The 18,910-nt window shown below is 42.8% G+C and carries 31 protein-coding genes and 1 pseudogene; 30 read left to right on the top strand and 2 right to left on the bottom strand.

What is annotated here, in order from left to right:
- The gene (locus tag HLH14_RS08125; RefSeq protein WP_131270570.1) at positions 1–1,203 is read right to left on the bottom strand and encodes a PLP-dependent transferase; all 1,203 of its coding nucleotides are present in this window, start codon (positions 1,201–1,203) and stop codon (positions 1–3) included.
- Positions 1,204–1,361: 158 nt separating this feature from the next.
- On the opposite strand from HLH14_RS08125, the gene HLH14_RS08120 reads away from it, so the two are divergent.
- The 30 genes and pseudogenes from HLH14_RS08120 to HLH14_RS07975 all read left to right on the top strand — a co-directional run bounded on the left by HLH14_RS08120 (position 1,362) and on the right by HLH14_RS07975 (position 17,607).
- Positions 1,362–2,099 carry a type 1 glutamine amidotransferase gene (locus HLH14_RS08120; protein WP_067726661.1) on the top strand — a complete coding sequence of 246 codons (738 nt, stop codon included), beginning with the start codon at positions 1,362–1,364 and terminating at the stop codon, positions 2,097–2,099.
- A gap of 258 nt (positions 2,100–2,357) precedes the next feature.
- On the top strand, positions 2,358–2,669 hold the full coding sequence (rpsJ, locus tag HLH14_RS08115; protein ID WP_000070912.1) for a 30S ribosomal protein S10: 312 nt from the start codon (positions 2,358–2,360) through the stop codon (positions 2,667–2,669).
- Between the two features lie 60 nt (positions 2,670–2,729).
- Positions 2,730–3,368, top strand: coding sequence for a 50S ribosomal protein L3 (gene rplC, locus HLH14_RS08110; protein ID WP_067726659.1), 639 nt, complete (start codon positions 2,730–2,732; stop codon positions 3,366–3,368).
- Between the two features lie 11 nt (positions 3,369–3,379).
- Entirely contained in the window at positions 3,380–3,982 is a 603-nt protein-coding gene (gene rplD, locus HLH14_RS08105) for a 50S ribosomal protein L4 (RefSeq protein WP_067726657.1), read from the top strand.
- Positions 3,979–4,299 carry a 50S ribosomal protein L23 gene (rplW, locus tag HLH14_RS08100; protein ID WP_067726655.1) on the top strand — a complete coding sequence of 107 codons (321 nt, stop codon included), beginning with the start codon at positions 3,979–3,981 and terminating at the stop codon, positions 4,297–4,299. The genes rplD and rplW overlap by 4 nt, the downstream gene beginning before the upstream one ends.
- An 11-nt stretch (positions 4,300–4,310) precedes the next feature.
- Entirely contained in the window at positions 4,311–5,135 is an 825-nt protein-coding gene (gene rplB, locus HLH14_RS08095; protein ID WP_067726653.1) for a 50S ribosomal protein L2, read from the top strand.
- A 19-nt stretch (positions 5,136–5,154) separates the two neighbouring features.
- Entirely contained in the window at positions 5,155–5,430 is a 276-nt protein-coding gene (gene rpsS, locus HLH14_RS08090; RefSeq protein WP_004281508.1) for a 30S ribosomal protein S19, read from the top strand.
- Between the two features lie 9 nt (positions 5,431–5,439).
- Positions 5,440–5,769: a 50S ribosomal protein L22 gene (rplV, locus tag HLH14_RS08085; protein WP_039619839.1), complete on the top strand. Its 330-nt coding sequence runs from the start codon at positions 5,440–5,442 to the stop codon at positions 5,767–5,769.
- Between the two features lies 1 nt (position 5,770).
- A pseudogene (rpsC, locus tag HLH14_RS08080) lies at positions 5,771–6,587 on the top strand (30S ribosomal protein S3).
- On the top strand, positions 6,527–6,940 hold the full coding sequence (gene rplP, locus HLH14_RS08075) for a 50S ribosomal protein L16 (protein WP_067726649.1): 414 nt from the start codon (positions 6,527–6,529) through the stop codon (positions 6,938–6,940). The pseudogene rpsC and the gene rplP overlap by 61 nt, the downstream one beginning before the upstream one ends.
- Positions 6,940–7,137 (top strand): 50S ribosomal protein L29, encoded by a 198-nt coding sequence (gene rpmC, locus HLH14_RS08070; protein WP_005012982.1) that lies wholly within the window; start codon positions 6,940–6,942, stop codon positions 7,135–7,137. The genes rplP and rpmC overlap by 1 nt, the downstream gene beginning before the upstream one ends.
- The gene (rpsQ, locus tag HLH14_RS08065; RefSeq protein ID WP_067726647.1) at positions 7,134–7,391 is read left to right on the top strand and encodes a 30S ribosomal protein S17; all 258 of its coding nucleotides are present in this window, start codon (positions 7,134–7,136) and stop codon (positions 7,389–7,391) included. Before rpmC ends, rpsQ begins: the two co-directional genes overlap by 4 nt.
- Before the next feature lie 92 nt (positions 7,392–7,483).
- The gene (gene rplN / locus HLH14_RS08060) at positions 7,484–7,852 is read left to right on the top strand and encodes a 50S ribosomal protein L14 (protein ID WP_004650480.1); all 369 of its coding nucleotides are present in this window, start codon (positions 7,484–7,486) and stop codon (positions 7,850–7,852) included.
- Positions 7,853–7,861: 9 nt separating this feature from the next.
- Entirely contained in the window at positions 7,862–8,182 is a 321-nt protein-coding gene (rplX, locus tag HLH14_RS08055; protein WP_067726645.1) for a 50S ribosomal protein L24, read from the top strand.
- Positions 8,183–8,198: 16 nt separating this feature from the next.
- Positions 8,199–8,735: a 50S ribosomal protein L5 gene (gene rplE / locus HLH14_RS08050; RefSeq protein WP_067726643.1), complete on the top strand. Its 537-nt coding sequence runs from the start codon at positions 8,199–8,201 to the stop codon at positions 8,733–8,735.
- 9 nt (positions 8,736–8,744) lie between these two features.
- Positions 8,745–9,050 carry a 30S ribosomal protein S14 gene (rpsN, locus tag HLH14_RS08045; protein WP_067726641.1) on the top strand — a complete coding sequence of 102 codons (306 nt, stop codon included), beginning with the start codon at positions 8,745–8,747 and terminating at the stop codon, positions 9,048–9,050.
- Positions 9,051–9,062: 12 nt separating this feature from the next.
- On the top strand, positions 9,063–9,458 hold the full coding sequence (rpsH, locus tag HLH14_RS08040) for a 30S ribosomal protein S8 (RefSeq protein ID WP_067726639.1): 396 nt from the start codon (positions 9,063–9,065) through the stop codon (positions 9,456–9,458).
- Positions 9,459–9,471: 13 nt separating this feature from the next.
- On the top strand, positions 9,472–10,005 hold the full coding sequence (rplF, locus tag HLH14_RS08035; RefSeq protein WP_067726637.1) for a 50S ribosomal protein L6: 534 nt from the start codon (positions 9,472–9,474) through the stop codon (positions 10,003–10,005).
- 14 nt (positions 10,006–10,019) lie between these two features.
- Positions 10,020–10,370 (top strand): 50S ribosomal protein L18, encoded by a 351-nt coding sequence (gene rplR, locus HLH14_RS08030; protein ID WP_004281497.1) that lies wholly within the window; start codon positions 10,020–10,022, stop codon positions 10,368–10,370.
- A gap of 2 nt (positions 10,371–10,372) precedes the next feature.
- Positions 10,373–10,870: a 30S ribosomal protein S5 gene (gene rpsE, locus HLH14_RS08025; protein WP_067726635.1), complete on the top strand. Its 498-nt coding sequence runs from the start codon at positions 10,373–10,375 to the stop codon at positions 10,868–10,870.
- A 6-nt stretch (positions 10,871–10,876) separates the two neighbouring features.
- Positions 10,877–11,053: a 50S ribosomal protein L30 gene (rpmD, locus tag HLH14_RS08020; RefSeq protein WP_067726633.1), complete on the top strand. Its 177-nt coding sequence runs from the start codon at positions 10,877–10,879 to the stop codon at positions 11,051–11,053.
- A 3-nt stretch (positions 11,054–11,056) separates the two neighbouring features.
- Positions 11,057–11,497, top strand: a complete 441-nt coding sequence (gene rplO, locus HLH14_RS08015; RefSeq protein ID WP_067726631.1) for a 50S ribosomal protein L15 — start codon at positions 11,057–11,059, stop codon at positions 11,495–11,497.
- A gap of 45 nt (positions 11,498–11,542) precedes the next feature.
- Positions 11,543–12,862 carry a preprotein translocase subunit SecY gene (gene secY, locus HLH14_RS08010; RefSeq protein ID WP_171255236.1) on the top strand — a complete coding sequence of 440 codons (1,320 nt, stop codon included), beginning with the start codon at positions 11,543–11,545 and terminating at the stop codon, positions 12,860–12,862.
- A gap of 19 nt (positions 12,863–12,881) precedes the next feature.
- Entirely contained in the window at positions 12,882–12,998 is a 117-nt protein-coding gene (gene rpmJ, locus HLH14_RS08005; protein WP_000867907.1) for a 50S ribosomal protein L36, read from the top strand.
- Between the two features lie 106 nt (positions 12,999–13,104).
- Complete coding sequence (gene rpsM, locus HLH14_RS08000) at positions 13,105–13,461, top strand: 30S ribosomal protein S13 (RefSeq protein ID WP_067726626.1); 357 nt, start codon at positions 13,105–13,107, stop codon at positions 13,459–13,461.
- Positions 13,462–13,480: 19 nt separating this feature from the next.
- A complete protein-coding gene (rpsK, locus tag HLH14_RS07995; protein WP_001040166.1) occupies positions 13,481–13,867 on the top strand; it encodes a 30S ribosomal protein S11 in 387 nt (128 codons plus the stop codon).
- A gap of 12 nt (positions 13,868–13,879) precedes the next feature.
- The gene (gene rpsD / locus HLH14_RS07990; protein ID WP_067726624.1) at positions 13,880–14,503 is read left to right on the top strand and encodes a 30S ribosomal protein S4; all 624 of its coding nucleotides are present in this window, start codon (positions 13,880–13,882) and stop codon (positions 14,501–14,503) included.
- An 18-nt stretch (positions 14,504–14,521) separates the two neighbouring features.
- A complete protein-coding gene (locus HLH14_RS07985; RefSeq protein WP_004650465.1) occupies positions 14,522–15,529 on the top strand; it encodes a DNA-directed RNA polymerase subunit alpha in 1,008 nt (335 codons plus the stop codon).
- A gap of 18 nt (positions 15,530–15,547) precedes the next feature.
- Entirely contained in the window at positions 15,548–15,913 is a 366-nt protein-coding gene (gene rplQ, locus HLH14_RS07980) for a 50S ribosomal protein L17 (protein ID WP_067726622.1), read from the top strand.
- 203 nt (positions 15,914–16,116) lie between these two features.
- Positions 16,117–17,607: a flavin-containing monooxygenase gene (locus HLH14_RS07975; RefSeq protein ID WP_067726620.1), complete on the top strand. Its 1,491-nt coding sequence runs from the start codon at positions 16,117–16,119 to the stop codon at positions 17,605–17,607.
- Between the two features lie 47 nt (positions 17,608–17,654).
- On the opposite strand, the gene HLH14_RS07970 is transcribed toward HLH14_RS07975, so the two are convergent.
- Positions 17,655–18,827, bottom strand: coding sequence for an acyl-CoA dehydrogenase family protein (locus HLH14_RS07970; protein ID WP_067723775.1), 1,173 nt, complete (start codon positions 18,825–18,827; stop codon positions 17,655–17,657).
- Positions 18,828–18,910: the final 83 nt, after the last annotated feature.

The following is an 18,910-nucleotide window of genomic DNA, read 5'->3' as shown; positions in this document are numbered from 1 at the left end:
TTATTCGAGTTGTGGCGTATTCAATTGTTTTAACGCGTTTTCTATATCTTGTATTAAATCGGTCGGATGTTCTAGCCCTATACAAAAGCGAACCAATAAACCTTGTTGTAAATGTGTAGTTTCCAAAACACGCATATCTTTTAAGTTGTATAGCATGACCAGGCTGACAGGACCACCCCAGCTAAAACCCAACTTAAACAGTTGTAAGGCATCACAGAATTTACGAATATCTTTCAATGTATATTCAGGTTTAAAAATAACACTGACCAAGCCGGCGCTTTGACCTGTAGTACAAATCTCTTTCCAATAGTCGTGTCCAGCAGATGATTCATCGGCAGGATGCAATACCTGAACAAATTCTTTTTGCTTTTTAAGCCAATTTAGCAGTTTTAAAGCACTTTGAGACTGATGTTGATAACGCACTTGCATTGAAGCAAGGCTACGTTGAACTTGTGCAGCATCATCACCTGAAACGGAGATGCCTTGAATGGCATGCATACGGAACAGTTTGTGATGTAGGTTCTTGTCACGTGTCACCACCGAACCCATTAAAATATCGCCACCACCGCTTGGATATTTAGTCAGCGCATGCACGGTGAGGTCGACACTTAAATGCTGATTAGAAAAATCAAAGGCATTAAATGCAAGTCCTGCACCCCAAGTGTTATCCAGTGCAGTCAAAACATTGGCTTGTTTGGCTTTATTCACCAGACCCGCTAAGTTGGGGAATTCTAAAGTGACTGAGCCTGCAGCTTCTAACCAAATCAGTTTGGCTTTATTTGTAGGTTGAAAACTCTCCACATCTATTGCATTGTAAACCTTAACTGTAATGCCGTAACGCGTTTCCAGATTGCGCAAATGTTCCATGTTTGGACCATAGATATTGTCTGCAACCCAGACTTCATCTCCCTGTGCCAAAAAGCATGAATTAACCAAGTTGATGGCAGACAAACCACTTGGTGCCAGCAGGCAATATTCACCTCCTTCAATTTGAGCAATGTTGTCGCCTAAGGTGAAAGTTGTCGGTGTGCCGTGGGTGCCATAACTATAGTCATAGGCATCTGTCCAATGGCGATTAAACAGTGCATTGGTGTCTTCAAAAATAATGGTCGATGCGCGAAACAGGGGAGGTTGAACCGTAGAAATGTATTGCAGGGCTTTTCGTGGTGCATGAATGAGTTCTGTTTGTGGATTTTTTTTCAAGGTTCTGCTCTAAGTCGTATCAAAATTAGCCTTAGCTTAAGAGAAACTCTCACATTAGGCTATATAAATGCCGAAATGTATAGAAACGTTAATCTGCACATAAAGTTGGCTTCATTTTTGCTAAACCTATATCAGAACACAACAATAGGTGGGAGCGCATGAAGTCGCATTTAAAAGTACATTATTTTCAGCATATTGCTGGTGAAGGGTTCGGCAGTTGTTATCAATTTTTAAAACAGCACCATGCTAAAATTAGTGCAACGGAGTTTTTTGCATTACCTGTAGACCGTCCTTTGGATATTGAAGCTTTGCCTCACGTGGAAGATGTCGATTTGCTCATTATTATGGGTGGGCCAATGAGTGTGAACGATGAAGCAAATTTCCCCTGGTTAAAGGTAGAAAAACGCTGGTTGCGACGTTATTTGTCGATGGGCAAACCTGCAATCGGTTTGTGTTTGGGGGGGCAACTTATCGCGAATGCATTGGGTGCAGCAGTTCGCCGTAATGAAAAACAAGAACGAGGTTGGAGTGGGGTGCGCAAAGTTAAGCATGTACCTGAAGCGTGTTTTGAATTACCTGATCAATTTAATGTGATGCAATGGCATAGCGAAACCTTTGAAATTCCGAAAGGAGCGATTCATTTAGCGGAAAATGATGTTTGTCGAAACCAGATGTACCAAATCGGAAAAAATGTCTTGGGATTCCAATTTCATCCGGAAATCACCCCCGAGGCGTTAAAGCTATTTTTGGAAAATGATGAAGAGCTGGTAAATTTTTCAGGAGAATATGTGCAATCTGAACAACAATTAAAAAAGACGCCAAAAAGTAATTTTTTTCAAGGAAATCAAATATTAAACCAAGCGATAGAGTACGTTTTGCAAAAAACCGCAAGTTGATTTATTTTTAAACAATGTTACAAATTTGTGCTGTGATAAATATACTAAAAAGTTGAAAAGAGATTTGCTTAAGCGTTAAACAATAGCTATAATGAGCGGCCTTTTAGTAAAAGGGTTAACTACGAATAAAGTAGTTAATATCGTGACAGTCGTGGCATCGATCATGACCTTAGTGATTTTCACTGCCTTTGACACTTACCAATAGGGTGAGATGCGTCAGAGGTGATTCTTTATATTTTTGGCTTGGAGTTTACTGGTATGTCTAACCAGAGAATCCGTATCCGTTTGAAGTCTTTTGATCATCGTCTGATTGATCAATCTGCTCAAGAGATCGTAGAAACAGCAAAACGCACTGGCGCACAAGTTTGTGGTCCAATTCCGATGCCTACACGCATCGAACGTTTTAACGTTCTAACTTCACCGCACGTTAATAAAGACGCGCGTGATCAGTATGAAATCCGCACTTACAAGCGTTTGATCGATATCGTTCAACCAACAGACAAAACTGTTGATGCATTGATGAAATTAGATCTTGCAGCTGGTGTAGATGTTCAGATCGCATTGGGTTAAGGCTTTCGGGTTAATTAACACTCTAAGTTAATTAAGCCGCTTTTTTAGAGGTTTATGCACATGGCTATTGGTTTAGTCGGTCGCAAGTGCGGTATGACACGTATCTTTACAGATGCTGGTGTTTCTGTGCCTGTTACAGTGATTGAGGTTGATCCTAACCGCATCACTCAAATCAAAACGCTTGAAACTGATGGTTATCAAGCGATTCAAATCACTACTGGTGAGCGTCGCGAATCTCGCGTAACTAATCCTCAGAAAGGTCACTTCGCTAAAGCGGGTGTTGCTGCTGGTCGTTTAGTTAAAGAATTCCGCGCTACAGAAGCTGATCTTGAAGGTCGTGAAGTTGGTGGTGCGCTTACCGTTGAATTGTTCACAGTGGGTCAAATTGTTGACGTAACTGGTCAATCTAAAGGTAAAGGTTTTCAAGGTGGTGTTAAACGTTGGAACTTCCGTACGCAAGACGCAACTCACGGTAACTCATTGTCTCATCGTGCTGTAGGTTCTACAGGTCAAAACCAGACACCTGGTCGCGTATTCAAAGGCAAAAAAATGCCTGGTCACTTAGGTGCTGAACGCGTAACTACACAGGGTCTTGAGATTGTATCTATTGACACAGAACGTTCAGTTCTTGTTGTTAAAGGTGCGGTTCCTGGTGCTACTGGTGGCGACGTAATCGTTCGCCCTACGATCAAGGCCTGAGGGGAAATATTGTGAATTTAAATACTGTTTCCGGCTCTGCTGTTGAATTATCTGAAGTTGCTTTCGGACGTGAGTTTAACGAAGCTCTTGTACACCAAGTTGTTACAGCTTATTTAGCTGGTGGTCGTCAAGGTTCTAAAGCTCAAAAATCACGTGGCGATGTATCTGGCGGTGGTAAAAAACCTTTCCGTCAAAAAGGTACTGGCCGTGCGCGTGCTGGTTCTATTCGTAGCCCAATCTGGGTTGGCGGTGGTAAAACTTTTGCTGCTCGTCCACAAGATTGGTCTCAAAAAGTTAACCGTAAAATGTACCGTGGTGCTATGCAATGCATCTTAGCTGAACTTGTTCGTCAAGATCGCTTGGTATTGGTTGAAGAGTTTGCTGTTGCTGCTCCTAAAACTAAAGAATTGCTTGCTAAGCTTAACGACTTAAATGCTGTTCGCGCATTAATCGTTACGGATGCTGTAGATGAGAATCTATATCTTGCTGCACGTAACATTCCGCATGTAGATGTGGTTGATGCTGCTGCAATTGATCCTGTTAGCTTGATCGCGTTCGACAAAGTTGTTATGTCTGTAGCTGCTGCTAAGAAAATTGAGGTAGAACTCGGATGAACAACGAACGTATCTATCAAGTCCTACAAGGACCTGTATTCTCAGAAAAAGCACAAGCTCTAGGTGAAGCTGCTGGTGTTCAAGTTTTTAAAGTTGCTATTAACGCAACTAAACTTGAAATCAAAAAAGCAGTGGAACAACTCTTTGGTGTTCAAGTTGTTAAAGTTAACACGACGATCACTAAAGGTAAGACTAAACGCTTTGGTAAAACATTAGGACGTCGTTCTGATGTTAAAAAAGCATACGTCACCCTGAAAGCTGGCCAAGATGTTCAAATGGCTGACTTGGGCGATACCGCTGAAAGCGCAGCGGAATAAGGACGAGAATTATGCCTATTCAAAAATGTAAGCCAACGTCACCAGGACGTCGCTTTGTAGAGAAAGTCGTTCATGACCATCTTCACAAAGGCGCGCCTTATGCTCCGTTGGTTGAAGCTAAAAAACGTACTGGTGGTCGTAATAACAACGGTCACATTACGACTCGTCACGTTGGTGGCGGTCATAAGCAGAACTACCGTATTGTTGACTTCAAACGTAACAAAGATGGTATTCCTGCAACTGTAGAGCGTATCGAATACGATCCTAACCGTACTGCACACATTGCTTTGGTATTGTATGCTGATGGTGAACGTCGTTATATCATCGCTCCTAAAGGTTTACGTGCTGGTGATAAAGTACAATCTGGTAACGATGCTCCAATTCGTCCAGGTAACTGCTTGCCACTTCGCAACATGCCTATCGGTTCTACTCTGCACAACATCGAACTTAAAATCGGTAAAGGCGCGCAATTAGCTCGTTCAGCTGGTACTTCTGTTCAGTTGTTGGGTCGTGACGGTTCTTACGCAATTGTTCGTCTACGTTCTGGCGAAATGCGTAAAATTCACGTTGAATGCCGTGCTGTACTTGGTGAAGTTTCTAACCAAGAAAGCAACCTTCGTTCACTCGGTAAAGCGGGTGCTTCACGCTGGCGTGGCGTTCGTCCTACCGTACGTGGTATGGCTATGAACCCAGTTGACCATCCACATGGTGGTGGTGAAGGGCGTAATAAAGGTATTCAACCTGTAAGCCCATGGGGTCAAAAAGCTAAAGGGTACAAAACACGTACCAACAAGCGTACGACTAAGATGATTATTCGCGACCGTCGCGTTAAGTAACAAGTAAAGGAATCTGACAATGCCTCGTTCTCTGAAAAAAGGCCCATTCGTCGATGCGCACTTGTTCGCTAAGGTTGAAGCGGCTATCGCGGCTAATAACCGTAAGCCGATCAAAACTTGGTCGCGTCGTTCGATGATACTCCCAGATTTTGTTGGTTTAACAATTTCTGTTCATAATGGTCGTAACCATGTTCCGGTAATTGTATCTGAACATATGGTTGGTCATAAACTCGGTGAATTCGCGCCAACTCGTACCTATCGTGGTCACGGTGTTGACAAGAAATCTAAACGTTAAGGTGCTATGATGGAAGTTACTGCTAAATTACGCGGTGCCGCTATCTCGGCACAAAAAGCACGTTTGGTTGCAGATTTGATTCGTGGCAAATCTATTGCTCACGCTTTAAATATCTTAAACTTCAGCAACAAAAAAGCTGCAGTTTTAGTGAAAAAAGCGTTGGAATCTGCAGTTGCAAACGCTGAACACAATAACAGTTTAGATGTAGACGACCTTAAAGTTGCTACGATTTACGTTGACGAAGGTGTGAGCCTTAAACGTATTATGCCACGTGCTAAAGGCCGTGCAGATCGTATCACTAAGCGTACTTGTCACATCACCGTTAAGGTAGGGGTTTGATATGGGTCAGAAGGTTCATCCAATCGGTATCCGCCTAGGTGTTGTGAAACGTCATAACGCTAACTGGTATGCGAGTCCGAAACAATACGCTGAATATTTGCTTAAAGATCTTCAAGTTCGTGAGTTTTTGAACAAAAAACTTAAAAACGCGATGATTAGCAAAATTCTTATCGAACGTCCTACAGGTGCTGCTAAAATTACGATTAGCACTGCTCGTCCAGGTATCGTTATCGGTAAAAAAGGCGAAGACATTGAGAAATTACAACGCGAATTAACATCTATCATGGGTGTTCCTGCGCAAGTAAGCATCAACGAAATCGATCGCCCAGATTTAGACGCTCGTTTAGTTGCTGAAGCAATCGCTTCTCAACTAGAAAAACGTGTAATGTTCCGTCGTGCTATGAAGCGTGCGGTTCAAAACTCTATGCGTGCTGGTGCTAAAGGTATCAAAGTTGAAGTTTCTGGTCGTTTAGGTGGTGCAGAGATTGCCCGTACTGAATGGTATCGTGAAGGTCGTGTACCTTTGCATACACTTCGTGCTGACATCGACTACTCATCTGTACGTGCTGAAACTACATACGGTACGATTGGTGTTAAAGTTTGGGTATTCCGTGGCGAGATCTTAGGTGGCATGAAACAAGTCATGAACCCTGCTCCTGCTGAAGAACGTCCAGCTAAACGCGGTCGCGGTCGTGGTGAAGGTCAGGAGCGTCGTGGTCGTCGCAATGATCGTTCTGCTGAAAAAGGAGAATAATCCATGTTGCAACCTAAACGTACTAAGTTCCGTAAGGTACAAAAGGGCCGTAACACTGGTCTAGCGCATCGTGGTAGCACTGTATCTTTCGGTACTATTGCACTTAAATCTCTCGAGCGTGGTCAAATGACCGCTCGTCAAATTGAAGCTGCGCGTCGTACAATCAGCCGTCGTGTAAAACGTGGTGGTAAGATCTTTATCCGTGTTTTCCCAGACAAACCAATTACTGAAAAGCCATTAGAAGTTCGTATGGGTAAAGGTAAAGGTTCTGTGGAATACTGGGTTTGCCAAATCAAACCAGGTAAGATCTTGTACGAAATGGATGGTGTTAGCGAAGAATTGGCACGTGAAGCGTTTACGCTTGCAGCTGCTAAGCTTCCGTTTAAAACCACTATCGTTACTAAGACGGTGATGTAATGAAAACTAATGATCTACGTGAAAAATCGGTAGAAGAGTTGACAGCTTTGCTTGATGAGCAACAGCTTAACCAATTCCGTCTTCGTATGGCTAAGGCAACTGGTCAATTGGGTAAATCGCATGAAGTTGCGCTTACTCGTAAGACTATTGCTCGTATCAAGACACTCCTTACCGAAAAACAGGGGAACGGACAATGAGTGAACAAACAGTTCGCACGTTAACCGGCAAGGTCGTAAGCGACAAAATGGACAAGTCTATTGTTGTGCTTATTGAACGCCGCGTTCAACACCCGTTGTATGGCAAATCAATCCGCCGTTCAACTAAATTACACGCTCATGATGAGAACAATGTTGCTAAAACCGGCGACTTGGTAACCATTAAAGAAAGCCGCCCAATTTCTAAAACTAAAGCTTGGGCTTTAGTGGAAGTTATTGAAGCTGCTGCTGAGTAATTAGACGTTCTTGTTGCATCATCGGTTGATTTCGAGTACTCTTTGAGCCTTTCGAAATTGTGACCGGTGATGCTCGGTTTTGGAGTAGGGCAATGATTCAAACCGAAAGTATGCTCGACGTAGCAGACAACAGTGGTGCTCGCCGCGTACAATGTATTAAAGTACTTGGTGGTTCACACCGTCGTTATGCTTCTGTTGGCGATATTATTAAAGTTACTGTAAAAGAAGCTATTCCTCGCGGTCGTGTTAAAAAAGGCGACGTGATGAATGCTGTAGTTGTACGTACGAAATTCGGTGTACGTCGTCCGGATGGTTCTATCATCCGTTTTGATGACAATGCTGCTGTGATTTTGAACAACAACAAAGCGCCGATTGCAACTCGTATTTTCGGACCAGTGACTCGTGAACTTCGTACTGAACAGTTCATGAAAATCATTTCATTGGCTCCTGAAGTTCTATAAGAGGCACTCATGGCTAAGATTAAAAAAGGCGATCAAATTATTGTGATCGCAGGTAAAGAAAAAGGCAAACAGGGAACTGTTCTGTCTGTTTCAAATGACCGTGTTAAGGTTGAAGGCCTTAACTTGGTGACGAAGCATCAAAAGCCGAACCGAGCTACTGGCGCTGAAGGCAGCATCGTAACTCAGGAAGCTACGCTTCATATCTCAAACGTGGCAGTTTTTAATGCTACAACCCAAAAGGCTGACCGTGTTGGTTACCAATTTGATGCTGAAGGCGTGAAAACTCGCGTATTCAAATCAAATGGTGAATCAGTGGCGGTAGCGAAGTAATAGGTTGATATAGGCCATGGCCAGACTTAAAACACGTTACAATGAAGAACTTAAAGCTCAATTGTTAGAAACATTGGGTGTTAAGAATGTGATGGAAATTCCTCGCATTACAAAAATCACCATCAACATGGGTGTTGGTGCTGCATCAGCTGACAAGAAATTGTTAGACGGCGCTCTTTCTGATATGCAAGCAATTGCTGGTCAAAAACCAGTACTTACTTTAGCTCGCAAATCTATCGCTGGTTTTAAAATCCGTGATGGTTGGCCGATTGGTTGTAAAGTTACTTTACGCGGCGAACGTATGTACGAATTCTTAGACCGTTTGATCTCTATTGCGATCCCTCGTATCCGTGACTTCCGTGGTTTTTCTGCGAAATCATTTGACGGTCGTGGGAACTACTCAATGGGTTTGAAGGAACAGATCATGTTCCCTGAAATCGATTTTGATAAGATTGATCGTATTCGTGGTATGGATATTACCGTTACTACGACTGCTCGCACCGATGACGAAGGCCGTGCGCTATTGCGTGCATTCGGCTTCCCGTTTAAATAAGAGGTCGATATGGCTAAGAAAGGTATGATTAATCGCGAATTGAAACGCGAAAAAACTGTTGCTAAATTTGCTGCAAAACGTGCTGAATTAAAAGCTACGATTGCAAATGTAAATGCAACAGAAGAAGAACGTTTCGAAGCGATGATGAAATTTCAGGCATTACCACGTAATGCGTCTCCAGTACGTCTTCGTAACCGTTGTGGTTTAACTGGTCGTCCTCATGGTTACTTCCGTAAGTTCGGCTTAAGCCGTAACAAATTACGTGAAACTGTCATGCAAGGTGATGTACCGGGCATGGTTAAGGCAAGCTGGTAAGGAGCGACTATAATGAGTATGCAAGATACCGTTGCCGACATGCTAACCCGTGTTCGTAACGCACAAATGGCTAAGAAACAAACTGTTTCTATGCCTAACTCTAAGTTGAAGGTTGCTATTGCTAACGTTCTTCAACAAGAGGGTTACATTTCTAACGTAGAAGTTGCTGATGCTGAAGGTAAAGCAACTTTAACAATTACGTTAAAATATTTTGAAGGCAAACCAGTTATCGAAACTGTGAAACGCGTAAGCCGTCCAGGTCTACGTCAGTATCGCGGTAAAGATGCACTTCCTAGCGTTAAGCAAGGTTTAGGTATTGCAATTGTTTCTACAAGCAAAGGCATCATGACTGATCGCGCAGCACGTTCTGCTGGTATCGGTGGTGAAGTTATTGCTTTTGTTTCTTAATAGGTGAATCCTCATGTCTCGTGTGGCTAAAGCCCCAGTAACTGTGCCTAATGGCGTTACAGTTACTCAGAACGGCCGGCAGGTCGAAGTGAAAGGCAGTAAAGGTACATTGTCTTTCAACCTGCATGCGCTGGTCGAGCTAAAACAGGAAGAAGGTCAGCTTCATATTGCTCCAGTTAAAGAATCTAAAGATTCTTGGATGCAAGCTGGTACTGCTCGCGCTGTTCTTAACAACCTTGTTAAAGGTGTTAGTGAAGGCTTCGAACGTAAGTTACAACTAATCGGTGTTGGTTATAAAGCTGCGGTTAAAGGTGATGTTGTTCATCTTAACCTAGGTTATTCACACCCTATCGATTATAAACTTCCTGAAGGTGTAACTGCTGAAACTCCAACTGCTACTGAAATCATTTTGAAATCAGCAAGCAAACATATGTTGGGTCAAGTAGCTGCAGATATCCGTTCATATCGTGAACCAGAGCCTTATAAAGGTAAAGGTGTTCGTTATTCGGATGAAGTTGTTCTTCGTAAAGAAGCTAAGAAGAAATAAGGCGCGAGGTTCTTATGAACGAAAAGAAACAATCCCGTTTGCGTCGTGCGAAAAGCACACGCTTGCACATCCGTGCATTGGGTGCGACTCGCTTGTGTGTAAACCGCACTCCGCGTCACATCTATGCTCAAGTTATTTCAGCAGATGGTGGCAAAGTTTTAGCGCAAGCTTCAACTTTAGATGCTACTTTACGTGCTGGCACAACTGGTAATGTTGAAGCAGCTCAAAAAGTAGGTGCTTTAATCGCAGAACGTGCTAAAGCAGCTGGTGTAACTAAAGTTGCATTTGACCGTTCTGGTTTTAAATATCATGGTCGTATCAAAGCCTTGGCTGATGCTGCTCGTGAAAACGGCTTGGAGTTCTAATCATGGCTAAAGTTGAACAAAACGAAGGTCTTGTTGAAAAGCTGGTTGCCGTTGATCGTGTAGCCAAAGTTGTTAAGGGTGGTCGTATCTTCTCTTTCACAGCATTAACTGTTGTGGGTGATGGTAATGGTCGCGTAGGTTTTGGTCGTGGTAAAGCACGTGAAGTTCCAGCTGCTATTTCTAAAGCACTTGAAGCTGCACGTCGCAACATGATTACTGTTGATCTTGTTAACGGTACTGTACAACACCCTATTAATGCTCGTCACGGTGCAAGCCGCGTTTACATGCAACCTGCTTCTGAAGGTACTGGTGTAATTGCTGGTGGTGCTATGCGTGCAGTTTTAGAAGCTGTTGGCGTGCATAACGTATTGACAAAATGCTATGGTTCTACAAACGCTGCTAACGTAGTAAACGCAACTTTTAAAGGTTTGCGTGATATGACTTCTCCTGAGAAAGTCGCTGCGAAACGTGGTCTTTCTGTAGCACAAATTCAAGGGTAATCAATCATGAAAACGATTAAAGTTACCCAGACTAAATCTTCATCGCATCGCTTGAAAAATCACAAGCTTAGCCTTCAAGGTTTAGGTCTGCGTCGTATTGGTCATACTGTAGAAGTTGTTGATACTCCTTCTAACCGCGGTATGATCAACCAAGTTTACTATATGGTTAGTGTAGAGGAATAAGCCATGACTCTGCGTTTAAATACTATTGCACCTGCAGAAGGTGCTAAGCGTGATAACCTTCGTCTAGGCCGTGGTATCGGTTCTGGCGTTGGTAAGACCGGTGGCCGTGGTGTCAAAGGTCAAAACTCGCGTAAGAGCGGTGGTACACGTCCAGGTTTCGAAGGCGGTCAAACTGCGTTATATCGTCGTTTGCCTAAATTCGGCTTCACTAGCCAATTGGCTTTGAAAACTGCTGAAGTACGTTTATCTGAGCTTGCTAAAGTTGAAGGTGACATCGTTTCACTTGAAACCTTAAAAGCAGCGAATGTTGTACGTAGAGATATGACTCGTGCTCGTATCGTACTTTCTGGTGATATTACTCGTGCATTCACTATTCAAGGTGTTGCATTGACTAAAGGCGCTAAAGCTGCTGTTGAAGCTGCTGGCGGCAAAGTCGAGGAGTAATCGCTAGTGTCTATGTCTCCTAGTTCTTCGGGTCATGTTAACATGATGAAAGGGCAGCCGTTTCATGTGAAATATCGTGAAATTATTCGCCGAATGATGTTCCTTATTGGTGCATTAATGGTCTTTCGACTAGGAGCACATATTCCAGTACCAGGCATTAATAATGCTGCACTCGAAAATCTTTTTAATGCAAACTCAGGTACTATCCTGGGTTTGTTTAACATGTTTTCAGGTGGTGCATTAGAGCGGATGTCAATTCTTGCTTTAGGGATCATGCCTTACATTTCTGCTTCAATTATTGTGCAGTTAATGTCTACGGTAGTTCCTTCGCTGGAAGCTTTAAAGAAAGAAGGCGAACAAGGTAAGCGTAAGATAAATCAATATACGCGACAAGGTACATTATTGCTTGCACTTGTGCAGTCTGTTGGGATGTGTGCAGGACTTATTAGTCAAGGGATTACTTTGACTGGAGGCCTGGCTTTTTACATTCCTGCTGTGACTTCACTGGTTGCGGGTACCATGTTCTTGATGTGGTTGGGTGAGCAAATTACTGAACGCGGAGTAGGGAATGGTATATCCATGATCATCTTTGCGGGTATTGTTGCTGGATTGCCGAATTTAATTATGCAATCTTTATCATCAGTAGATAATGGTCAAACAAGTCTTATTGGCTTGGTAATTTTTGGCTTGTTATCTATCGGTGTGTTAGCAGCGATTGTGTTTATTGAAAAAGCACAACGTCGTATACCAGTCAATTACGCTCAAAAACAACAAGGTCGTCGTGTATTTACTGCACAGCAGACACATTTGCCATTAAAAATTAATATGGCGGGTGTGATTCCAGCAATTTTTGCCAGTTCATTGCTTTTGTTCCCTGCGAGCTTAGGGCAATGGGTGGGTAGTGCTGATCCTAGTGCAGGATTTATCAAACGTGGCCTGCAAGATTTGGCGCTCGTGTTGTCGCCTGGACAGCCGTTGTATTTGGTGCTCTTTGGTGCGTTAATTATCTTTTTCTGTTACTTCTATACTGCGCTAGTATTTAGCCCTAAAGAAGTGTCAGAGAACTTGAAACGCAGCGGAGCTTATGTGCCTGGTATTCGTCCAGGTGAGCAAACTGCTCGTTACTTAGATCATATTCTCAATCGTTTGACCTTTATTGGCGCGATTTATATCACAGTGATTTGTTTAATGCCGATGGTATTACAGAGCTCATTTGGTATTCCATTCTCTTTGGGTGGTACCTCTTTGCTGATCGTTGTGGTAGTCGTGATGGACTTTATGGCTCAGCTGCAAGCACATCTCACCTCGCATCAATACGATAATCAAACGTTAATGAGAAAAACGACTGCTCATCCTAAGGGATAAGCGCACTTGAGGTTTCATCATGAAAGTACAAGCTTCTGTTAAAAAAATTTGTGGTAGCTGTAAAGTTATCCGTCGTAATGGGGTTATCCGCGTGATTTGTAGCGCAGAACCTCGTCATAAACAGCGTCAAGGTTAATCTAATCAAGACCTGTTGATTTCAGTAGGTGAATTGGGTTAATATCCGCCCCTCAAGGTTTTTGTCGGGCGGTTGATTATCTCTACTGCCTTTTTGGAGAAAGTGAATGGCTCGTATTGCCGGTGTAAACATTCCGGATAACAAGCATGCTGTTATCTCCCTCACGTATATCTTTGGTATCGGTCGCCACACTGCTAAGAGCATCTTAGCTGCTGTAGGTATTCCAACTACTACTAAGATCCGTGAATTGGATGATGCTCAGCTTGATGCGATTCGTGCAGAAATTACTAAGGTTCCGACCGAAGGTGATTTACGTCGCGAAATTTCCATGAACATTAAACGTTTAATGGATTTAGGCTGCTACCGTGGTCTTCGTCATCGTCGCAGCTTGCCTGTCCGTGGACAACGCACCAAAACTAACGCACGTACCCGTAAAGGTCCGCGCAAACCTATTAAGAAATAAGATTTCTGGAAGCTAAAAGATGGCTAAAGATACTCGCACACGCAAGAAGGTCACCCGTACCGTCTCTGAAGGTGTTGCACACATTCACGCTTCTTTTAATAACACCATTGTGACTATTACCGATCGTCAAGGTAATGCACTGGCTTGGGCCACTTCAGGTGGACAAGGCTTCCGTGGATCACGTAAATCAACTCCGTTCGCTGCTCAGGTAGCTGCTGAAGTTGCTGGTAAAGCTGCTTTAGACTACGGTTTGAAAAACTTGGACGTCCTTGTAAAAGGTCCTGGTCCTGGTCGTGAATCTGCGGTTCGTGCTTTAGGTGCAGTGGGTTATAAAATTAACAGCATTACCGATGTGACGCCAATCCCGCACAACGGTTGTCGTCCACCTAAAAAACGTCGCGTGTAAGGAGAAACATTCATGGCTCGTTATATTGGTCCAAAATGCAAACTCTCTCGCCGCGAAGGGACAGACCTGCAACTTAAATCAGGCGTTAAACCGTTTGACGTTAAGACAAAAAAACATGCGAAAGCTCCTGGCCAACATGGTCAAAGCCGCGCAAAACAATCTGAGTACTCACTACAATTACGTGAAAAACAAAAAGTACGTCGTACGTATGGTGTGTTAGAACGTCAATTTAGTAATTACTATAAAGAAGCTGCTCGTGTTAAAGGCGCAACAGGTGAAAACTTGTTGAAATTGCTTGAAAGCCGTCTTGATAACGTTGTTTATCGCATGGGTTTTGGTTCTACACGTGCAGAAGCTCGTCAGCTTGTATCTCACCGTTCAATCACTTTAAATGGTCGTCGCGTTAACATCGCTTCAATCCAAGTTAAAGCGGGTGACGTGGTTGCAGTTCACGAAGGTGCTAAACAACAATTGCGTATTAAAGGCGCAATCGAGTTAGCTACTCAACGTGGTATTCCTTCTTGGATGGAAGTTGACCATTCTAAATTGGAAGGTACGTTTAAAGCTGCACCGGATCGTTCTGATTTACCTGCTGAAATCAACGAAAGCTTGATTGTAGAATTGTATTCTAAATAATCCCTTGAGGTAGCAATAATGACGCGTACTGCAAATGAGTTTCTAACTCCGCAAGCGATCAAGGTCGAAGCGGCTAGCGGGACCTCGGCAAAAGTGATTCTAGAACCATTAGAGCGTGGCTTTGGTCATACTCTGGGTAATGCTTTACGTCGTATCCTTCTTTCTTCTTTACCTGGCGCTGCTGTGGTTGAAGTTGAAATAGAAGGGGTTGAGCACGAGTACAGTACCTTGGAAGGCTTGCAGCAGGACATCGTCGAGCTCTTGCTGAACCTAAAAGGATTGTCGATTAAGCTGTTCGATCAAAACGAAGCATATTTGACATTAGAAAAACAAGGTCCTGGCGACGTAACAGCCGCTGATCTTCGTTTACCTCATAATGTTGAAGTGGTAAACCCTGAGCATTTGATTGGCACTTTAAGTGCTTCAGGCTCATTAAAAATGCGCCTGAAAGTTTCTCAAGGTCGCGGTTATGAGACTTCTGACTCACGTTTCCCAGAAGGCGAAACTCGCCCAGTGGGTCGTTTACAGTTAGATGCTTCTTATAGCCCAATCAAGCGCGTGTCTTACACAGTTGAAAATGCTCGTGTAGAACAACGTACTGACCTTGATAAATTGATCATTGACCTTGAAACCAACGGTACAGTTGATCCAGAAGAAGCAATCCGCAAAGCGGCAACAATCTTGCAACAACAAATTGCAATTTTTGTTGATCTTCAGAAAGATCAAGCTCCTGTTGCTCAAGAGCCTCGCGAAGAAGTGGATCCAATCTTGCTTCGTCCAGTAGATGATCTAGAGCTTACTGTTCGTTCTGCTAACTGTTTGAAAGCAGAAAATATTTACTACATCGGTGATTTGGTTCAACGTACTGAAGTTGAGTTGTTAAAAACTCCTAACTTGGGTAAAAAATCGTTAACTGAAATCAAAGATGTTCTGGCATCGAAAGGCTTGCAATTGGGCATGCGTTTAGAGAACTGGCCACCGGCTAGCCTCCGCATGGACGATCGCTTTGCTTATCGTAGCCGTTAATTAAGTAGGACTATCACCATGCGTCATCGTAATAGTGGTGTGAAATTAGGCCGTACAAGCAGTCATCGTAAAGCGATGTTCCAAAACATGGCTAATTCTTTGTTCGAACACGAGTTAATTAAAACTACTGTTCCTAAAGCAAAAGAATTACGTCGTGTTGCTGAGCCTTTAATCACTTTAGCTAAAGTCGATTCTGTAGCAAACCGTCGTTTGGCGTTTGCTCGTACTCGTTCAGCTGCAACTGTAGGTAAATTATTTACAGTTCTTGGCCCTCGTTACAAAGAACGTAACGGCGGCTATCTACGTGTTCTTAAAGCGGGCTTCCGTGCAGGTGATGCTGCACCGATGGCTTACGTTGAGCTAGTAGATCGCGAAGTTAAATAATTTCGCAAAAAGAACTTCAGTTGTTCGAAAAAGACCGGTGTTTCACCGGTCTTTTTTTATGCCTGATGATTTTATATTGTTAGACAATTTTAGCTTTTGTCCTGAACTGATATATTTTTTGTCAGATTTATTTAAACTTGACATTGTGTATTGTCAAATTTATGCTTTAATAAAATAAAGTTCAACAAGGTTATAAAAAGAACATGGAAAAGCACATTGATATTTTGATTGTTGGCGCAGGTATTTCAGGTATTGGCCTTGCTGCACATCTTTCGAAGAATTGTCCGCAACGTCAATTTGATATTATTGAACGTCGTGAAAGTTTTGGTGGAACTTGGGATTTATTTAAATACCCAGGGATTCGTTCAGACTCTGATATGTCGACCTTTGGCTTTAATTTTAAACCTTGGCAGAAAGCCAATGTCCTCGCGGATGGGGCATCCATCAAAGGCTATTTATTTGAAGTTGTTGATGAATACCAATTAAAAAGCAAAATTCATTTTAAACATCGTGTGCTATCAGCTAATTATGATTCTTCAATCAGTAAGTGGGTGGTACAAATTGAAGATGAAAATCAAAAACAACAAACCTGGATTGCCAATTTTGTATTGGGTTGCACTGGCTATTACAACTATGACCAAGGCTTTCAGCCAGATTTCCCAAATCAAGCCGCATTTAAAGGGCAGTTTATTCACCCACAACATTGGCCAGAAAATTTCGACTATACCGGTAAAAAAGTCGTGATTATCGGCAGTGGCGCAACTGCCATCACCTTGGTGCCTGCAATGGCAAAAGGTGGGGCAGCGCATGTCACCATGCTGCAACGCTCACCGACCTATATTGCTTCTATTCCATCGGTTGATTTTGTTTATGACAAAATGCGTAAAGTCTTACCGGAAGATCTTGCTTATAAACTGACGCGTGCACGTAATATTGGAATGCAACGTGCTATTTATGCGCTTGCCCAAAAGCAGCCGAAATTACTGCGTAAATTCTTACTCAAATCCATTGAGATGCAACTCAAGGGTAAAGTGGATATGAAACACTTTACTCCATCTTATAACCCTTGGGATCAACGTCTTTGTGTGGTACCTGATGGTGATTTATTCAAGATTTTACGCTCAGGCAAAGCGAGTGTAGAAACGGATCAAATTGAGAAGTTTACTGAAACGGGTATTCAGCTGAAATCAGGCCAACATTTGGATGCCGACATTATTGTCTCTGCGACAGGTTTGCAGATTCAAATTCTAGGCGGTATTAAAGCCAGTATTGATGGAAAGCCTATAGATACCTCTAAACATATGTTGTATCAAGGGATTATGGTTAGTGATGTACCAAACATGGCGATGATTATTGGTTATATCAACGCATCGTGGACGCTTAAAGTTGATATTGTTGCTGATTATATTTGTCGTCTGATTAATTATATGGATAAGAATGGCTATGACCAAGTGATTGCTCAAGGTGATCAGACTGAATTAATGGAAGATACCGTGATGGGGAGTTTATCTTCAGGTTATATTGCACGTGCAGCGGATGTCATGCCGAAGCAAGGTAAACATGCGCCTTGGAACGTGACCAATAATTATCTGGCTGATCGTAAATTATTAAAAAATGCCAAGTTTGAGGATAGCGTCCTTAAATTTCAAAAGCACACAGGCGTAGATTCGCGTAAACCTAAATTAGTGTCTTAATTCAAACAGCAAATAAAAAAGGAGCCTAAGGCTCCTTTTTTATTTATTTACAGGGAACGAGAAATTAACTCTTTCATAATCTCATTGGTTCCTGCATAGATCCGGTTGGCACGGTTATCGATATAGGCACGTGCAATCGGGTATTCCATCATGTAGCCATAGCCACCATGCAGTTGAAGGCATTCATCGACGACCTTAGAGAACATCTCAGAAATTTTGTACTTGGCAGCAGCGGCGGCATCAATTCCAAGTTTTTCTTCAAGCTGTAATTCCATGCAGCGGTCTAAATAAGCACGACAGAAATCTATTTCGGTACGCAATTCGGCAAGCTTAAAACGGGTATTTTGAAAAGCGCTGATCGGTTTGCCAAAGGCTTGACGCTGTTTGGTGTATTTTACCGTATGAGCGAATGCAGCTTCTGCACCTGCTTGGCAGATGATGCCAACCAGCATACGTTCCCAAGCCAATTCTTTCATTAGCATCATAAAACCCATGCCTTCTATGCCGAGCAAGTTTTCTTTAGGCACGCGGACATTATCGAAAAACAATTCACAGGTATCTTGTCCTTTCATGCCAATCTTGTTGAGTGGTTTTCCTTTGCTAAAACCTGCTCGATTCGCTTCAACAATCAGCAAAGATAAATTGGCAGAACCTTTATCTGCACTGCCAGTTTTGCAGACCACAATCGCCATGTCGCATAAATAGCCATTGGTGATAAAGATTTTTGAACCATTAATCAAATAGTCATCGCCATCTAAAACTGCACTGGTGCGTACTGCCTGTAGGTCTGATCCTGTTCCGGGTTCAGTCATGGCAATCGAAGTAACAACTTCACCTGAAGCCATTTTCGGTAACCATGTTAATTTCTGCTTTTCATTACCGAAATTATTTAAGTAGTTCGCAACAATATCCGAGTGTAGCGAGAAGCCAGTAGATGAATCCATGGCATAGGCCTGTTCCTCAATCAGAATCATGCTGTAAAGACGGTCAACTCCTGAACCCCCATATTCTTCTGGCATCGTGGCGCAGAGCAGTCCCATTGCACCGGCTTTATTCCATAAATCACGGTCAACATGCTGTTGCTGTTCATATTTTTCAATATTGGGCACTACTTCTTTTTCATAGAACTTGCGCACGGTTTCACGAAATGCATCATGCTCTGCTGTGAATAGATTGCGCGGTAACATATTGGCTATGGGGCGGATTGCAGCTGATTGCATTTTTATTGTGTCCATTTTCAGAGTCATTGTTGTATAGAAAGTAAAAGATCCATCAGCAAGCGACAATGTGCTGAATGCTCAAA

Origin of the sequence: Acinetobacter terrae (assembly GCF_013004375.1) — a bacterium.
GTDB lineage: Bacteria > Pseudomonadota > Gammaproteobacteria > Pseudomonadales > Moraxellaceae > Acinetobacter > Acinetobacter terrae.
The sequence above is the reverse complement of the archived record's forward strand: the minus strand, read 5'-3'. Positions and strand labels throughout refer to the sequence as shown.

Excerpts from the sequence above, each read along its gene's own strand:
- HLH14_RS07970 (WP_067723775.1), bottom strand. The coding sequence starts at position 18,827 with ATGCAATCAGCTGCAATCCGCCCCATAGCCAATATGTTACCGCGCAAT.
- rpmD (WP_067726633.1), top strand. The coding sequence starts at position 10,877 with ATGAAAACGATTAAAGTTACCCAGACTAAATCTTCATCGCATCGCTTG.
- rplF (WP_067726637.1), top strand. The coding sequence starts at position 9,472 with ATGTCTCGTGTGGCTAAAGCCCCAGTAACTGTGCCTAATGGCGTTACA.
- HLH14_RS07985 (WP_004650465.1), top strand. The coding sequence starts at position 14,522 with ATGACGCGTACTGCAAATGAGTTTCTAACTCCGCAAGCGATCAAGGTC.
- rplQ (WP_067726622.1), top strand. The coding sequence starts at position 15,548 with ATGCGTCATCGTAATAGTGGTGTGAAATTAGGCCGTACAAGCAGTCAT.
- rplN (WP_004650480.1), top strand. The coding sequence starts at position 7,484 with ATGATTCAAACCGAAAGTATGCTCGACGTAGCAGACAACAGTGGTGCT.
- secY (WP_171255236.1), top strand. The coding sequence starts at position 11,543 with ATGAAAGGGCAGCCGTTTCATGTGAAATATCGTGAAATTATTCGCCGA.
- rplP (WP_067726649.1), top strand. The coding sequence starts at position 6,527 with ATGTTGCAACCTAAACGTACTAAGTTCCGTAAGGTACAAAAGGGCCGT.
- HLH14_RS07975 (WP_067726620.1), top strand. The coding sequence starts at position 16,117 with ATGGAAAAGCACATTGATATTTTGATTGTTGGCGCAGGTATTTCAGGT.
- rplR (WP_004281497.1), top strand. The coding sequence starts at position 10,020 with ATGAACGAAAAGAAACAATCCCGTTTGCGTCGTGCGAAAAGCACACGC.
- rplB (WP_067726653.1), top strand. The coding sequence starts at position 4,311 with ATGCCTATTCAAAAATGTAAGCCAACGTCACCAGGACGTCGCTTTGTA.
- rpsN (WP_067726641.1), top strand. The coding sequence starts at position 8,745 with ATGGCTAAGAAAGGTATGATTAATCGCGAATTGAAACGCGAAAAAACT.
- rpsQ (WP_067726647.1), top strand. The coding sequence starts at position 7,134 with ATGAGTGAACAAACAGTTCGCACGTTAACCGGCAAGGTCGTAAGCGAC.
- rpmC (WP_005012982.1), top strand. The coding sequence starts at position 6,940 with ATGAAAACTAATGATCTACGTGAAAAATCGGTAGAAGAGTTGACAGCT.
- rplV (WP_039619839.1), top strand. The coding sequence starts at position 5,440 with ATGGAAGTTACTGCTAAATTACGCGGTGCCGCTATCTCGGCACAAAAA.
- rpsH (WP_067726639.1), top strand. The coding sequence starts at position 9,063 with ATGAGTATGCAAGATACCGTTGCCGACATGCTAACCCGTGTTCGTAAC.
- rpsE (WP_067726635.1), top strand. The coding sequence starts at position 10,373 with ATGGCTAAAGTTGAACAAAACGAAGGTCTTGTTGAAAAGCTGGTTGCC.
- rplX (WP_067726645.1), top strand. The coding sequence starts at position 7,862 with ATGGCTAAGATTAAAAAAGGCGATCAAATTATTGTGATCGCAGGTAAA.
- HLH14_RS08120 (WP_067726661.1), top strand. The coding sequence starts at position 1,362 with ATGAAGTCGCATTTAAAAGTACATTATTTTCAGCATATTGCTGGTGAA.
- rplE (WP_067726643.1), top strand. The coding sequence starts at position 8,199 with ATGGCCAGACTTAAAACACGTTACAATGAAGAACTTAAAGCTCAATTG.
- rpsD (WP_067726624.1), top strand. The coding sequence starts at position 13,880 with ATGGCTCGTTATATTGGTCCAAAATGCAAACTCTCTCGCCGCGAAGGG.
- rpsJ (WP_000070912.1), top strand. The coding sequence starts at position 2,358 with ATGTCTAACCAGAGAATCCGTATCCGTTTGAAGTCTTTTGATCATCGT.
- rpsK (WP_001040166.1), top strand. The coding sequence starts at position 13,481 with ATGGCTAAAGATACTCGCACACGCAAGAAGGTCACCCGTACCGTCTCT.
- rpsM (WP_067726626.1), top strand. The coding sequence starts at position 13,105 with ATGGCTCGTATTGCCGGTGTAAACATTCCGGATAACAAGCATGCTGTT.
- rpmJ (WP_000867907.1), top strand. The coding sequence starts at position 12,882 with ATGAAAGTACAAGCTTCTGTTAAAAAAATTTGTGGTAGCTGTAAAGTT.
- rpsS (WP_004281508.1), top strand. The coding sequence starts at position 5,155 with ATGCCTCGTTCTCTGAAAAAAGGCCCATTCGTCGATGCGCACTTGTTC.
- rplW (WP_067726655.1), top strand. The coding sequence starts at position 3,979 with ATGAACAACGAACGTATCTATCAAGTCCTACAAGGACCTGTATTCTCA.
- rplO (WP_067726631.1), top strand. The coding sequence starts at position 11,057 with ATGACTCTGCGTTTAAATACTATTGCACCTGCAGAAGGTGCTAAGCGT.
- rplC (WP_067726659.1), top strand. The coding sequence starts at position 2,730 with ATGGCTATTGGTTTAGTCGGTCGCAAGTGCGGTATGACACGTATCTTT.